14 protein-coding genes are annotated in these 15,683 nt (G+C 54.0%); 6 read left to right on the top strand and 8 right to left on the bottom strand.

The window, feature by feature from the left end; genetic code table 11:
• Positions 1-16: 16 nt before the first annotated feature.
• Positions 17-1,012: a hypothetical protein gene (locus tag BB497_04805; GenBank protein ID AVI62069.1), complete on the bottom strand. Its 996-nt coding sequence runs from the start codon at positions 1,010-1,012 to the stop codon at positions 17-19.
• A gap of 226 nt (positions 1,013-1,238) precedes the next feature.
• Between BB497_04805 and BB497_04800 the strand changes: the two genes are divergently transcribed.
• Positions 1,239-1,928, top strand: a complete 690-nt coding sequence (locus BB497_04800) for a quercetin 2,3-dioxygenase (protein ID AVI62068.1) — start codon at positions 1,239-1,241, stop codon at positions 1,926-1,928.
• Between the two features lie 56 nt (positions 1,929-1,984).
• Here the strand turns inward: BB497_04800 and BB497_04795 are convergent, their stop codons facing one another.
• Complete coding sequence (locus tag BB497_04795; GenBank protein ID AVI62067.1) at positions 1,985-3,229, bottom strand: D-3-phosphoglycerate dehydrogenase; 1,245 nt, start codon at positions 3,227-3,229, stop codon at positions 1,985-1,987.
• A 281-nt stretch (positions 3,230-3,510) separates the two neighbouring features.
• Between BB497_04795 and BB497_04790 the strand changes: the two genes are divergently transcribed.
• The 5 genes from BB497_04790 (at position 3,511) to BB497_04770 (ending at position 8,163) form a co-directional block, all read left to right on the top strand.
• Positions 3,511-3,804 (top strand): exodeoxyribonuclease VII small subunit, encoded by a 294-nt coding sequence (locus BB497_04790; GenBank protein AVI62066.1) that lies wholly within the window; start codon positions 3,511-3,513, stop codon positions 3,802-3,804.
• A complete protein-coding gene (locus tag BB497_04785) occupies positions 3,798-4,691 on the top strand; it encodes a geranyl transferase (protein ID AVI62065.1) in 894 nt (297 codons plus the stop codon). The genes BB497_04790 and BB497_04785 overlap by 7 nt, the downstream gene beginning before the upstream one ends.
• Positions 4,692-4,746: 55 nt before the next feature.
• Positions 4,747-6,672 (top strand): 1-deoxy-D-xylulose-5-phosphate synthase, encoded by a 1,926-nt coding sequence (locus tag BB497_04780; protein AVI62064.1) that lies wholly within the window; start codon positions 4,747-4,749, stop codon positions 6,670-6,672.
• Positions 6,673-6,702: 30 nt separating this feature from the next.
• Positions 6,703-7,464, top strand: coding sequence for a molecular chaperone DjlA (locus BB497_04775; GenBank protein AVI62063.1), 762 nt, complete (start codon positions 6,703-6,705; stop codon positions 7,462-7,464).
• Positions 7,465-7,530: 66 nt separating this feature from the next.
• Positions 7,531-8,163, top strand: a complete 633-nt coding sequence (locus BB497_04770) for a glutathione S-transferase (protein ID AVI62062.1) — start codon at positions 7,531-7,533, stop codon at positions 8,161-8,163.
• Between the two features lie 41 nt (positions 8,164-8,204).
• Here BB497_04770 and BB497_04765 read toward each other — a convergent pair whose 3' ends face one another.
• From BB497_04765 to BB497_04740, 6 genes are all read right to left on the bottom strand, one after another.
• Complete coding sequence (locus BB497_04765; protein AVI64262.1) at positions 8,205-8,891, bottom strand: protein phosphatase CheZ; 687 nt, start codon at positions 8,889-8,891, stop codon at positions 8,205-8,207.
• 391 nt (positions 8,892-9,282) lie between these two features.
• A complete protein-coding gene (locus BB497_04760; GenBank protein AVI62061.1) occupies positions 9,283-9,714 on the bottom strand; it encodes a two-component system response regulator in 432 nt (143 codons plus the stop codon).
• Positions 9,711-11,024 carry a hypothetical protein gene (locus BB497_04755; GenBank protein ID AVI62060.1) on the bottom strand — a complete coding sequence of 438 codons (1,314 nt, stop codon included), beginning with the start codon at positions 11,022-11,024 and terminating at the stop codon, positions 9,711-9,713. Before BB497_04755 ends, BB497_04760 begins: the two co-directional genes overlap by 4 nt.
• Positions 11,024-13,582 carry a hypothetical protein gene (locus BB497_04750; GenBank protein ID AVI62059.1) on the bottom strand — a complete coding sequence of 853 codons (2,559 nt, stop codon included), beginning with the start codon at positions 13,580-13,582 and terminating at the stop codon, positions 11,024-11,026. The genes BB497_04755 and BB497_04750 overlap by 1 nt, the downstream gene beginning before the upstream one ends.
• Before the next feature lie 26 nt (positions 13,583-13,608).
• Positions 13,609-14,919 carry a hypothetical protein gene (locus tag BB497_04745; protein AVI62058.1) on the bottom strand — a complete coding sequence of 437 codons (1,311 nt, stop codon included), beginning with the start codon at positions 14,917-14,919 and terminating at the stop codon, positions 13,609-13,611.
• A gap of 70 nt (positions 14,920-14,989) precedes the next feature.
• The gene (locus BB497_04740; protein ID AVI62057.1) at positions 14,990-15,625 is read right to left on the bottom strand and encodes a GTP cyclohydrolase II; all 636 of its coding nucleotides are present in this window, start codon (positions 15,623-15,625) and stop codon (positions 14,990-14,992) included.
• Positions 15,626-15,683: the final 58 nt, after the last annotated feature.

Below are 15,683 nucleotides of genomic sequence, written 5' to 3'. Positions count from 1 at the left end.
CAATAGGCCACGCTGTTTACGCTTTTTCGACTACGTCTTTAGGCTCCTTCTTGCGACCGTTCTGGCGCTGGTCATAGCCCAGTGGATGGGGTTCACCGCGCGCCTTTGCCAGTTCAATTTGGCGCTGACGCTCGCGGGCGGCGGCGCGGGTTTTCTCAGGCAGCGAGTCGATACAGTGGGGGCAGCTAATACCCGGCTCATAGGCCGACGACTGCATATCTTCAAGAGAAATGGGCATCCGGCAGGCGTGGCACTGCTCGTGCTCGCCTTCGCTGAGGTCATGACGAACCGTAACGCGGTTATCAAACACAAAGCACTCGCCGCGCCACAGGGATTGCGCTTCCGGCACTTTTTCCAGGTAGTTCAGCACGCCGCCTTTCAGGTGGTAGACCTCTTCAAAACCCTCTTTCAGCATGAAGCTGGAGGCTTTTTCGCAGCGGATACCGCCGGTGCAGAACATGGCAACTTTCTTGTGCTTTTCCGGGTTGTAGTGCTCGCGCACGTACCCAGGGAACTCGCGAAACGTGGTGGTTTTGGGGTCAACTGCACCTTCAAAGCTGCCAATCGCCACTTCGTAATCGTTGCGGGTATCAATCACCAGTACTTCCGGGTCGGAGATCACGTCGTTCCAGTTTTCTGGCTCAACGTAAGTACCCACGGTGTCGTTGGGGTCGATGCCAGGCACGCCCAAGGTGACGATCTCTTTTTTCAGCTTCACCTTGGTGCGGTAAAACGGCGGCTCATCGCAAAACGACTCTTTGTGGTCGATATCGCTTAAGCGGGGGTCGGCCGTCAGCCATGACAGCAGGGCATCGATGCCTTCGCGCGTACCGGCAACAGTGCCATTAATGCCCTCTTTGGCCAGTAGCAGCGTGCCTTTTACGCCGTTCTCGACCATGGTTTGGTGCAGCGGCTCGCGCAGCGCTTCAAAGTCATTCAGGGTGACAAATTTATATAGCGCAGCCACCACAATGGGCGGCGCTGAGGTTGAGATAGGGGTAGGTGCCGTCATGGTACAACTCCTGGTAGTCGCCCTCGCAAAGGGCGGACCGGGTTAAAAGAGGCGCGCATTTTAACGAAAAATGAGCAAAAAGTTCAGCAAAACCTAGATGCAACACGCAACCACAACACCCAATCGTCGATTTATTCGATGTTACCGTATAGAAACCTTCACCCCACGCCAACCCGTACCGGACGTATAGTAAGCATCACTGTTAGTCACTCTTTGGGAGCACCCCATGCAGATTCGTCGTTCAATCGAGCGGGGCTATGCCGATCACGGCTGGTTGCGCTCCTACCATACGTTCTCGTTCGCCAATTATATGGACCCTAACCATATGGGATTCCGTGCGCTGAGGGTTATCAACGAAGACCGGGTAACGCCTGGTAACGGTTTTGGCGCCCACCCCCACCGGGACATGGAAATTCTCTCCTATGTATTGGAAGGGGAAATGGAACATCGTGACAATATGGGCAATGGCGAGGTCATCCGCCCAGGCGACGTGCAGCGCATGTCGGCGGGCATCGGCGTACTGCACAGTGAGTTCAATCACTCCAAAGAGAATGGCCTGCACTTTCTACAGATTTGGATTCAGCCTGCTAAACGCGGCATTACGCCCAGCTACGAACAGAAACACTTTCCCGTTTCTGAACGTCAGAGCCAGTGGCGTTTAGTGGTTTCCCAGGAAGGACGCGAGGGGTCGGTGAGTATCAATCAGGACGTTAACCTCTACGCGAGTTTACTTAGCCCTGGGGATCAGGTGGCACCACCTGCTACCCGTTACGCATGGCTACACGTGGTAAAAGGCGCGGTAGAGGTTAACGGGGAAACGCTGACCACCGGCGATGCGGCAGCGTTCACCCCCGAAGAGGTAATAACACTGACCTGTAAAGAGGCGGGCGAAGTGCTGCTGTTTGACCTTGCGTGATGAGTGGTAGAACGCAAAACGGCCCCTTAAGGGGCCGTTTTGGTGAGAAGCGCTACTTAACTATTGTGCGCCGAGTAGAGAGCACGAATTTTCAGTGTGTGCTCGACTTCTCTCAAAGCTTCCAGCGCCTGGGGGCCGTAAGCTTTATCCACGTCGATGACGACGTAGCCCACTTTATCGTTGGTTTGCAGATACTGACCCGAGATATTGATGCCGTTTTCAGACAGCACACGGTTAATCTGGGAAAGTACGCCGGGCACGTTATCGTGAATGTGCAGCAAGCGGTGCTTGTCCGGGTGCGCTGGCAGCGCCACTTCGGGGAAGTTGACCGAGGTCACCGTGGTGCCGTTATCTGAATAAGTGATCAGCTTCTCCGCCACTTCAATACCGATGTTCTCCTGGGCTTCCAAGGTAGAGCCACCGATATGCGGCGTCAGGATCACATTTTCCAGGCCACGCAGCGGGCTTTGGAACTCTTCATCGTTGCCTTTAGGCTCCACCGGAAAAACGTCGATGGCGGCACCGTTAAGTTTGCCGGCCTTAATAGCGTCTGCCAGCGGCTCAATTTCCACCACGCTGCCACGGGCTGCGTTAATTAGGATGGCGCCATCTTTCATGGCCGCAATCTCTTTCGCGCCCATCATCCAGCGGGTTGAAGGCAGGTCGGGCACGTGTAGGCTAACCACGTCTGAACGTTCAAGCAGTTGCTCAAGGCTGGCCACTTGGTTCGCGTTACCCATCCCCAGCTTGGTGATGACATCGTAAAAAATGACGTTGAAGCCCAGCGACTCGGCCAATACAGAGAGCTGCGCACCAATGCTGCCGTAGCCCACGATACCCAGGGTTTTACCCCGTGCTTCGTGGGAGTTTTTCGCTGATTTCAGCCAACCACCCTGGTGGGCACGGGCGTTTTTCTCAGGAATACCGCGCAGCAGCATAATCGCTTCTGCCAGCACCAACTCGGCCACCGAACGGGTGTTGGAGTAAGGCGCATTGAACACGGCGATACCGCGTTTGAGCGCTGCTTCCAGGTCAACTTGGTTGGTACCGATACAGAAACAGCCAACGCTCACCAGCTTCTCTGCCGCTGCGAACACCCGCTCGGTTAACTGAGTGCGAGAGCGAATGCCGATGAAGTGAACGTCGCGGATCTTCTCGATCAGCGCCTCTTCATCTAGCGAGGTAGGCAGAAGCTCGATGTTCTCGTAGCCTGCGTTGTGAAAATTGTCCACCGCGCTTTGGTGGACGCCCTCGAGCAGCAGGATCTTGATCTTGCTCTTGTCCAGGGACGTTTTGGCCATGGCTGAATCAACCTCTATGGTCGGCGGCATGCGCCGTGTATCGGTTCACGGGAGGCACGTATAGTAGCACAGCACCCGGGGCTCCCGGCGCCTTGAAATGATGAAAAGTGTGCGCTTTCAAGATGAACCGGGCGCAAGTCGGAAAATGCCCGTCCGGATGAGGGCAGACGCCACCCCCTTGCCTCGGTGTATACTGTGCGCTTGTTTTGGTAGCACGACCGCAGCCCCACTTGCCGCCCTTTATCTGTTTGTGGCGTCCGTAAACCAGTAGGCATTAACCAATGAGCGAACACACACCACCCGCGCAAGATTTTGCCGCAACGGTCTCACAGTTAGAGAGCCTTGTGGAACGCCTTGAGTCCGGCGACCTCTCATTGGAAGATGCGCTGACAGCTTTCGAGCAAGGCGTCCGGCTAACCCGTGACGCCCAGCAGCGTCTCGACAGCGCAGAGCTAAAGGTGCGCGCCTTAAGCGAAGACCGCGACGGCCGTTTAGCGGTCGCCCCCTTTGCTGCCACCCCGGACGACACTGCCCAAACCAATGGGGACGACAGCGAGGAGACGCCACCATGGTAACCGCTAACCCAACACGGCTAACCACCCTGCGCCAAACCAGCAACGCCCGGGTAGACGCCACCCTCGCCGCACTATTCGACAGCCACCGCGCCGTTGATCCGCGCCTGGAAGCCGCCATGCGCCACGGCCTGCTGGTAGGCGGCAAACGCCTGCGCCCGCTGCTTGTGTATCTCGCAGGGCAGGCCCTGGGCGCTGATGATGAGGCCCTGGATGCCCCCGCGGCGGCGATTGAGCTGATTCACGCTTACTCGCTAATCCATGACGATTTACCCGCCATGGACGACGACGACTTGCGCCGCGGCCAACCGACGGTACATAAAGCCTTCGATGAAGCTACCGCTATTCTGGCCGGTGATGCGCTACAAGCGTTAGCGTTTGAAGTGCTCGCCCGCCGCCCGCACCCCCGGCTTGGCAGTATGGTGACTACGCTGGCGGTGGCTTCGGGTCGAGAAGGTATGGTCGCAGGCCAAGCACTGGACCTTGCCGCTGTGGGCGGCCACCCGGATGTCGACGCGCTAGCGCACATGCACAGCCATAAAACCGGCGCGCTCATTGTGGCCGCGGTACGTCTCGGTGGGCTAGTCGCCGTTGAAGAACAGGACCCGCGCTTAAGCGCATTAATTCGCTACGCCCGCGCCATTGGTCTAGCCTTCCAGATTCACGATGATGTGCTGGACGTGACGGGTGATACCGCCACGCTGGGTAAAGCATCCGGTGCCGATGCCGCCCGTGCCAAGCCCACTTATCCTAGCCTGCTAGGGCTTGCGGGCGCACAGCGCAAAGCACAAGCGCTGATTGATGAGGCCATTGCCGCCCTCGCCCCCCTGGGTGAGCGTGCCGCACCGCTGGCCGATCTGGCGCACTATATGATCGAGCGCGACCACTAAACGATGCTCTTAACCATGTTCTTAACGATGTTTTTAACTCCATACTCATGAAAGCATGCCGCCTATGAAGCTGTTCGACGAGATACCCCGCGAGCGCCCGACGACACCGCTGCTCGACTCCTTTGAGCACCCTGCCGCCCTGCGTGCCATGAATAGTAAGCAGCTTGCCCAGCTGGCAGATGAGCTGCGCGCTTACCTGCTGTATAGCGTCGGCGTTTCCGGCGGCCACTTTGGCGCAGGCCTCGGCGTCGTGGAGCTTAGCGTAGCGCTGCACCACGCTTTTCATACCCCTAAAGACCGCTTAGTGTGGGACGTGGGCCATCAAGCTTACCCTCATAAGATTCTCACGGGGCGCCGCGACGCGATGCTCAGTATTCGCCAGCACGGCGGCCTTGCAGCCTTTCCCCACCGGGCAGAGTCAGAGTACGACACCTTTGGCGTCGGCCACTCCAGCACCTCAATTTCCGCGGCCCTTGGCATGGCGCTGGCCGCCCAAGCGCAAGGCAACCCACGCAGGGTGTGTGCGATTATTGGCGACGGCGCGCTAACCGCAGGCATGGCGTTTGAAGCTCTGGCCCATGCCGGTCACGTTAACGCTAACCTGCTGGTGGTGCTGAACGACAACGAAATGTCGATTTCTGAAAACGTCGGCGGCATCGCGACGTACCTTGCCCGCGTGCTGTCCAGCAAGCCTTATCTCAAAATGCGCGAAGAGAGCAAAAAAGTGCTTTCTCACCTGCCCGGCGCCCTCGAGCTTGCCCGCCGCACCGAAGAGCACATGAAAGGTATGGTGAGCCCCGCCACGCTATTTGAAGAGATGGGCTTTAACTACGTCGGCCCCATCGATGGCCATGATTTGGACGCGCTAACCAGCACGCTGCACAACCTGCGCGATGAAGATGGGCCGCAGTTCCTGCATATTAAAACCGTCAAAGGTAAAGGCTTCTTACCCGCTGAAGCTGACCAGATTGGTTATCACGCCATCACTAAGCTGGAAAAACCTAGCGACATCGCCAAAGCATCGCTGGTGAAAAAGCCGGTAGCGCCAAAACAGAGCTCGAAGAAATACTGTAACGTCTTTGGTGACTGGCTATACGATATGGCCGCCGCCGACCCGCGGCTGATGGGCATTACTCCCGCCATGCGCGAAGGCTCAGATTTAATTCGCTTTTCCCAAGCCTACCCTGAGCGCTACTTTGATGTCGCCATTGCAGAGCAGCACGCGGTCACCTTGGCAGCAGGTATGGCTTGCGAAGGCATGAAACCGGTAGTGGCGATCTACTCCACCTTTTTACAGCGCGGCTACGACCAATTGATTCACGATGTGGCCGTACAGAACCTGGATGTCACCTTCGCGATTGACCGTGCAGGGCTGGTGGGGGAAGACGGGCCGACGCACCACGGCAGTATGGATCTTTCATTTTTACGCTGTGTGCCGGGCATGGTGATTTTAGCCCCCGCCGATGAGGCCGAATGCCGCGCCCTGCTTAGCGCCGCGTATCACCACCCTGGCCCCGCTGCCGTACGCTACCCGCGGGGAAGCGGCCCCGGCGTCGATATTCCCACGCACCTGGAACCCCTCGCCATCGGCAAGGCCGAGGTGCGCCGCCACGCCTCAAACGACGGAGTGCGTATCGCACTGCTGGCGTTTGGCAGTGTTAATAGCGCCGCCGCCGACGTGGCTGAAACGCTCAACGCCACTCACATTAATATGCGCTCAATTAAACCGCTTGACCGCGACGCCGTGCTACATGCTGCCGATGAGCACGAACTGCTCGTCACCCTGGAAGAGAACGTGATTGCCGGTGGCGCAGGCAGTGCAGTGAATGAACTCCTCCACGCCGAAGGCGTTCAAGTGGAGGTGCTAAATTTAGGCCTGCCGGACGCCTTTGTTGAACACGGCACCCCCGCCGAGCTTTTACGCGACTGCGGGCTAGATGCAGCGGGCATTGAACACGCGATCCGCGCCCGGCTGCCGTGATTTTTTGACGTTTAAATATTTGAGAATGCAATGCTATTTCTAATTATTCTATTTGGCCTGATTGGCCTCGCCATTGGCGGTTCTTGGGGCTTGCTCACGGGGGGTGTTTTAGGCTGGTGGCTGGGACGGCGCATCAAACGCCGCTTAACCATCGCGCGAATGCAAATCCAAGAGGGCTTTCTAGAGTCGATCTTTTCGGTGATGGGCTGCCTGTGCCAAGCCGACGGCAAGGTCACGGATGGCGAGCTGGGCGTAGCCGAAAAGCTGTTCGACCAGATGCACCTCCAGGGTGAACAGCGCGCTAAAGCGCGTGCCGCCTTTGAACGCGGTCGCGCCGACAATTTCAATCTTGATGCAGAACTGGCCAGCGTCAACCGCCTCACCCAGCGTCAGCCCATTTTACGTCAGGTGTTTTTGCAGGTTCAGCTCACCGCCATTGCTGCCGACGGCGTGCTCCACCCCGCCGAGCACGAAATGATTCTACGGGTGGCCCGCGGTGTTGGCTGCAGCGAAGCCGAAGTTCAACAAATTGAAGCAATGCTGCACGGCGCAGCCGCCAACTCCCAGGGCTCCAGCGAAGAAGCGCTTAAAGATGCGTATCAAGTGTTGGGGGTAAGTGAAGATGCCAGCGATACCGAGATCAAAAAGGCTTACCGCCGCCTAATGAGCCAAAACCACCCAGACAAACTGGCTGGCAAAGGGCTTCCCGACAGCATGCGCGAAGTTGCCCAGGCCCGCACCAGCGAGATTGGTAACGCCTACGAACGTATTCGTAGCGCCCGGGGGCAGTAGGTAATGACAAGCGTGCACGACAGTGCCTAAAGTGAGTCTTCCGCTGCACATCACAGGAGCCGCCTCATGATAACCAACTACAGCTTTCCGAACTCTCGCTCGGTGCGGGTTACCTGGACACTTGAAGAGCTCGGCCTGGAATACCGCTGCCAGCATGTCGCATTGGATAAAGGCGAGGGACAAACCACTGCGCACTTAGTCCGACACCCCGACGGCAAGGTGCCCGTGATTGAAGATGGTGAGCTAATACTGTTCGAGTCGGCGCCTATCTGCCGATACCTCGCAGAACAGTATGGAGACGGCAACCTGCTGCCAAACAGCGCTGCCGAGCGTGCGCAGGTAGATCAATGGCTGAGCTTTATCATTACCGAAATTGAGCAGCCGCTGTGGCTACAGGCCAAGCATAAGTTTGCCCTGCCCCAAGAACGGCGTGTGCCCGCGGTTTTACCCACCGCCGCGTGGGAGTTCCAGCGCGCACTACACGCGCTTGAGCGCCGCTATGATGGCCAAGAAACCCTTGTCGGCGATACGTTTACCCTGGCAGATCTATTTCTTACCCATACGCTAAGCTGGGCAGCTAGCATGAAGCACCGGTTACCCGAGCCATTAGTGGCTTACCACGCTCGCCATTCGGCACGCCCGGCGATGGCGCGCGCCATGGAAAAAGAGCAGGCAGCAAAAGAAGAGAGTGAAGATTAATACAGCAGCTAACCGCGCCTAGCCACCGGGCTAGGTGTCGGTTAAAAGCCTAGCTCATCCAGCAGGTCATCAACCTGATCTTGCCCCGCCACTACATCAGTCTTGTTTTGACTGACCTGCGGTCCGTTTCGCAGCTTGGCATGCTCGTCACGGTTATCTTCTGCCTTAACCCCATCGGTTACATTCGGGACATTATCCACCAGCACCTGAACCAGCTGCTCTTCGATAAGCTTGATGACTTCCATCATCTTTTTGATCACTTGGCCGGTAAGATCTTGGAAATCTTGCGCCATCATGATTTCTAGCAGCTCTTTTTGTGTGGCGCCGGTGGCATCCGGCAGCGTCTGGCTTAGATAGTGCTGGGTATCTTCAATCAGCGTCGCATCTCCGTCCACCTTGGCCAGCGCGGCGGCAGCTTTCTGCCAGCGCTGGCTCAGCGCATCGCCGGCACTCTCAAGGTCATCTTGTAATGGCTGGGCTCGTTCAACAGCATTTAAAGCGCGCTCAGCGGCCTGCTCTGTCATTGCCGCCACATAGCTAAGCCGATCATTAGCATCAGGGATCGCCTGCGCTGCCTGAGAGATCTGCTGATCCAACCCCAGCTCTTTCATACTGTCGCGCAGCAGGCGAGTTACATAGCCTATGCGGTGAATCATGTCATCAGCACTATCGTGCTTTCCCAACACCGACGGCATTGTCGAATCGTGGGCATTCTTAGTCGTGCTCATCGTAGCCTCTACGCTTATTTTTTTATCAGCAGGATTAACATTTTCGCCCGCATTCACGAATAGCACTCAACACTCACTACACACCCTCAATGATCTGTATAGAAGCGTTTATCTAATACTCTTAGAAAATACGACTCATTACAAATTATTAGAAACGCTTCACCAGCGCAGGACTCACCATTGAGGTGAGCGCATTCCGTAACGAGCTAACTAACGTGATGATACCCCGCTCAACTTAAGACTGCCCTAATAAAGCTAACCATATAAAATTATGCTGCCGTAGATGCCCCATAAATTTACTCGTCATACTCTCAGTAATATCGCGCGAGCATTCACAATGATGATTAACAGGAAGGTTCTGGCGCATGTTAGAGAAACAACACGCACATTTTTAAGATGGCCTTCTTACCAACGTCAACCAGTACTCTTCTAGCGCCTGGATAGCGTTAATAAACTGATCTATATCAACAGGTTTGACAATAAAGCCCGAAGCGCCAAGATCGTAAGAGTCAATAATATCGGACTCTGCTTCCGACGTGGTTAATACAACCACCGGTATTTGACGAAGTGTTTCCAAGGTTTTGAATTTTTTCAGGAACGTTTTGCCATCCATACGCGGCATATTAAGATCGAGCAGAATTAAGTCCGGCTTTGGCGCATTCTGATAGGGGGCTTCCTGCTTTAAAAATGCTAACGCCTCAACACCATCTCCCACGTCATGCACATCCACCAGTACTTTACCTTCATTGAAGGCCATTTTAGTGAGGTGCACATCCGCGGGTTCATCTTCCACCAGCAATACTTTAAACTGCGCGCGCGTCATTTTTCACTCCCTGCCGATGGCAAATCAAATATAAAACAGGCTCCCCCTTGGGGGCCATCTTCAATGCTTATACGGCCGTTGGTCTTTCTAAGTGCTTTGGCCACCAGTGCTAACCCCATCCCTGTACCTGGGTACTCTTCGTTATTAGGCACTAGGCGTGAAAACATATCGAAGATTTGCTCACGATATTCAGGTGCAACACCCTGGCCATTATCCTCTACCCGAAAACGTACTCGGTCACCCACCTTCAGCCCACTCACCACCACACGTAGCGGCCTATCTTTACAGCGGTACTGCCAAGCATTGTGCAGTAATATTTTAAAAATAAGGCTTAGCTGTTTCTTATCAAAATAAACACGGGGCAGCGGTGTAGCTATCTCCAGCTCGCACTCTAACCGCATGGGGTCTAATAGACGTTCCATCTGATAGACATCTTGCAGGATGGACAGAGTATCCAGCCGCTCAAATACAGGCGGTACGGTACCCAGACTTAAATAGCGCTGTACATCTGCCACGAGCTCGCTTAAACGTTGAGACTGGGTACTTATATAGTGAACGGCCATTGCCGTGCCTGGAGAAGCAGCATCAACAACTTCCCTTTTTAATTGCTGAGAAAAACTAATTAAGCGTCGGCTTGGCTCTTGAAAGTGGTGGGCCATTGCATGACCTAGCCGCTCCAAATCGCGATTCTGATGAGAAAGCGCATCAATTAACTGTTCATTATCTTTCTTTGCTTTACGTAGCCGGAAAATCATAAAAAGCAGCAATGCGATAAACAACGCCTGCGCAGAGGTAGCGATTAAACTTATCCATCTCGTTCTACGTTCAGCGGCTATTAATGCGGCTGTCTGCAGGTCCACCTGCTGCTCAACGCTTTTGATATAGTGCCGCTCAGCAGAGCTTTCGAACTCGCTGGTATCGTAGATGGACGATATTAATACCTCGCGGCCATCGATATTGTGCCGCTGGGTATTAATACCAACTACTTTGATGTTGCCATTGGCAAGCCTATGGCGCATGAACAAATGGTTGGAAGAGCGTTCACTCGCGCGCGCAATTTCCTCTTCTATCTGTGCCGGCGTTAACAGATTAATTTGACGTATATTGCGCTGCTCAAGATCATCGTAGCCATAAAATTCATAAGCAGCGGCGTTGGCGCGCACAATGTCCCCACTCGTGGTGTCAATCATCCACATAGGCGCTGAGTGACGTTCAAAATATTCATCAAAACTTGGAGTGGCCCAGGCGAACATCGGCAATAATAGCTGCAACACCAGCAGGTAGCCGAGAAACCGCGGTGTGTGTCGCATTAATCGGCTCCTTGAGCGGCATTTCTTATGGGTAGTGTAAAGATACAACAGCTGCCTTTCCCCTCACCCTCAGACTCTATCCAAATGCGTCCGTCATAACGATCGATAATCTTGCGGCAAACCGCTAGCCCTACGCCAGTGCCTTCATATTTTTCACGGGTATGCAGGCGTTGAAACACTTTGAATAGGCGCTCAATGTGCTCTGGCGCGATGCCAATACCGTTATCGCAGATACTGATTTGCCAGCATGCTGGATCAGAGAGTTCGATGACGGCAATATCAATGGTCACTGCCTGGTCGGTTGCACAATATTTTAATGCGTTGCCTATCAGATTCTGAAAAAGCCGGGTCATTTCATCCGGGCTAGCGACGACGTCTGGCCAATCACCAGTAACCGTTACCTGCGCCTGCGCTTCATCAATACTAGGTTTTAGAAAGTGCAGCGCTTCATCAAGGGATGCCTTGAGAGACATCATTTGCATAGGCTGCCCTTTACGGCCCACTCGGGAATACTCAAGTAGCGAGAGCAGCATGGCATCCATACGCTTGGCACCATCACTCATGTAATGCAGCATCGTGCGGCCATCGTCATCTAGGGTGTCCCCCAAGTGGCGCTGTAGCAGCTGCCCATAGCTGGTCACCATGCGCAGCGGCTGACGTAAATCATGCGATGCCGCGTAAGCAAAATGCTCAAGCTCTTGGTTTGATTTTTCTAAGGATTCTCGGTATTCGTCGCGTTCCTTTTGCAGTAAGTAAGCAGCCGTTATGTCACGTAAGTAACCGTGCCATATGGTACCGCCATCGCTTAAACGCTCTGGCATGGCAATGCCGTCTATCCACAGCAGCTTGCCGTTAGGATGGTTAACACGGTAGTTAGCATGCCAAATAGTCAATGTCTCTGCTGACTGTCGAATACTCTCTGCGACGGTCTCCCGGTCATCCGGGTGAATAGCATTAAATATACGCGTTATATCACTTGCCGCTTCTTCAATAGTTACGCCATAAATAGCTTCAATGCCTGGGCTGGCGTAGGGAAAGCAGGCATGGCCGCTGGGCGCAAGGTGATACTGGTAGATGGTACCAGGCAGCAGGGTTGCCAACTTTTTGAGCTGCTCTGTCACCTCAAAGGCTTCTCCCTCTGCTTCTTTGCGAGACGTGATATCGGTATGCGTGCCCGCCATCCATAACGGTGCTCCTACTTCATCTCGCTCTACAATGCGGCCACGGTCATGCACCCAAACCCAATGCCCATCTCGATGGCGCATACGCGCTTCCATGCTATAGCTGTCTACACGTCCCTCAAAGTGGTCTTGAAGGGCAGCATTAGAGCGAGCTAGATCATCTGGGTGACAAAACGTCATCCACGTATCAATGGTCGTGGGCTGAAGCTCAGCTAGGCGATAACCAACCATCTCTGCCCAGCGTTCGTTAAAACGCGTTTCGCCTGTTTGAACATTCCACTCCCAGGTGCCTGCCGCCGTCCCCCACAAAATATGATTAAGTGCCTGGCGCTGCTCTTTAATTTTGACCAAGTGCTTACGCCCCCGCCAATACAGAACGCCCAGCAGCAGTAAAGAGACAATCAAACCACTTAGTAATACGGTGAAAACCCACAGCCAATTGCCAAGCTCACGCTGCAAACGTAGCAACAACGGGGCATTGACAGGGTTATAAGGCGGCACCTGCAACGCCCTAGCCGTCTCTTCAAGGCGCAAGTAATCCATAGGGGCAACAAACCCTAAGGGTGCATCGGGCGGCATATTAAGTAATGCTCTGCTCACCGTTCGTTTATCTTCTTCAGAGACGCGGGGCAGCGCGGCAAATGACCATTCGGGATACAGGCGAGTTGAGTGCTCAAGAGGAAAGTGAGTATGCTGCTGGGCATTCAATACCTTGAGTTGATCAATACCCTCCCTGCTCTCTTGCTGCCATAATTCGAGCGTCCCGGTTCTCACAAACCCCGCGTCTATGTCTTTATCTATCAAGGCTTGAATAACGGCGTCGTGGTTACCTAGTTCGCGATAAACAGCAAAACGTTCAGGGCGAAATCCATGCTGATAGATTTCATACGCTTGGGTAAGGTAACCCCCTAAAAAACGCTTACCCGGCATGCCAATGACTAAGCCTTCAAGGTCTTCAAGCTGCTGAAGAGCATCACGATTTGCATGTGTGACGATGACACCACCCAGTGCATTAAGCCGATGTCCTGCATAAGGACGGGAGAGTGTTGCCAAAGCGCCACTTACATCGTATTGGTGGCGTATCGTTAAAAAGTGCAGCGGATTGGTGAGAACAAAATCAAGGTTTCCCGCCTCGATAGCGGCTTCTAACTGCTCCAGGCTTAAAGCGCTAAGCTCGACAGTCCGCTCCGGAAAAGCGCTATTCACAGCGTCTGCCACAGGGGCAAACTCCTGCTCTACAGCGCTTGCGTCGCGGTAGGCAAAGACACCGATAGTCAGAGAAGCCTGGGCAATACACGGCAGGAGTAGTAGAAGCGCTAACACTAAAGGGGTGAGCCAGCCTTGCTTCGTTATTTTTATAGACGCGGCCAACTGCATACCGTTTATCCTTATCGCATTAAAAGCTAGGCACTATTTACATTCACACAAACACGATTCCGACCACTGTTCTTTGCGTTATAAAGCGCGCTATCTGCTCTGGCTAGCCCCCCGTCGGGTCGATCATCATCAGGGTGCATCATGGTAGCGCCTATACTGGTCGTTACCTTGATCGTTAATGTTTCATCAAGGTCAATATTTAGGCTTTCAACAGCCGCTCTAAGCTTTTCAGCCGCTTTTTCTACGCCATCTCGTTCCGTGTGAGGAAGTAAAACAGCAAACTCCTCCCCCCCTAAACGGGCAAATACATCGTTTTCCCTTAACTGCTCAGTTACCACGTGTGAAAAGCGTTTTAACACTTCATCTCCCGCAGCATGCCCATAGGTATCATTAACACTTTTAAACCTATCTAAATCGAGCATCAGCATGCCAACACAGTAGTCAGCTTGGCGCTTAACTCGCCCGTACTCTCTGTCCGCTATATTCATGAAGCTACGGCGATTAAGCAAACCCGTTAACTCGTCATGCATCGCTAAATGGATCAGCCGCTCCTCCATCGCTTTTCGCTCACTAATATCCTGTTGTACGCCTACCATGCGAATAGGGTTTCCCTGCGCGTCTCGCTCAGTGACGTGACCGGATTCAAATAACCACACCCAATGGCCATCACGGTGAAGGATACGAAATTCGCACTGGTAATTAGGCAACTCGCCAGACAGGTAGCGTTCAACGGCTAGCTCAAAATGTTGGCGCTCTTCAGGATGTATGCGCTCTATCCAGGCTTCAGCATTAGCGGGCAGGTCTGGACTATCAGATTTAAAGCCCACGGTAGCCAGCCAGCGATCACTAAAAACAAACTCATTGCGGTCAAACAACCAGTCCCAAACCCCTAGTTTGCCCCCTTCAATGGCTGCCGCCATGCGCTCTTCAGAAAGCACTAAACGTTGCTCAAGCTTAGCGCGGCTAATGGCATAGCGTATGGTGCGTTTTAAAGAGTCCGCATCGATACTGCCTTTAACAAGATAGTCTTGAGCACCCATTTCAAGCACTTCTAGCGCAAAGTGAGCGTCGTCGTAACCTGTCAATACAACGATGGGCGTTCCAGCAGCGAGCCTTTTACAGGCTTGTACCGTTGCAATACCGCTTGAGTCTGGCAAGCTTAAATCGAGCAGAATAACATCAGGGAGTAAGGGCGCTTGCTGTAAATAATCGGCTAACTCTGAGAGGCTGCTTACCCAATCTAGCGTGGTCTCTTGATCTTCATACTTAAGCGTATACTTAATAAGACCGGCATCACCGGGATCATCTTCCACAAGCAAAATAGATAAGCGTTGCATCATTATGCCTTTGAGTTATCAATAAATTTACTTTGCGTTAAAGGCATACAACGGTCAAGCCTCTTTTTTTCTACCCCTTACGCTCAATATCCACGTCGCTGGCCTGGGTAAAATCATCCAGCGCCATCATATGGCCGAGCTTGCCCGCTTTAGTGGAGAGGTAGTGTTCGTTGTGCGGGTTCAGACCTGTGGTAATCGGCAGACGCTCGACCACATTCACTCCATCCCGAGTCAAGGCATCCACCTTGCGCGGGTTATTCGTCATCAGTTTTAACGCCGTAATACCTAAATGGTTGAGCATCGGCACGCACAGGTCGTAGCGGCGCATGTCGGCACCAAAACCGAGCTGTTCGTTGGCCTCGACCGTATCGGCCCCCTGGTCTTGAAGGTTGTAGGCGCGAATTTTATTAAGTAGCCCAATACCGCGCCCCTCTTGGCGCAGGTAGAACAGTACGCCCCGGCCCTCTTCGGCAATACGCTTGAGCGCCTCCTGCAGCTGATAACCACAGTCACAGCGCATGGAGAACAGCGCATCGCCGGTTAAGCACTCAGAGTGCACGCGCCCAAGCACTGGCTCGCCGCCGCTCACGTCGCCCAGCGTTAGCGCAATATGGTCTTTGCCCGTGGCCTCGTCTTCGAAACCATGCATAGTGAATGTCGCCCAGGGAGTGGGCAGCCGAGAAGCGGCAATGAAGCGGATGGTCACAGGTTACCTCGCTGATCAACCAAACCAGTTAACCACACCAGTGTTGGCAAAGTGGGCA

Source organism: Halomonas sp. GFAJ-1, assembly GCA_002966495.1.
In the GTDB taxonomy this organism is placed as follows: Bacteria; Pseudomonadota; Gammaproteobacteria; order Pseudomonadales; family Halomonadaceae; genus Vreelandella.
This window is presented reverse-complemented; position numbering and strand designations above follow the sequence as displayed.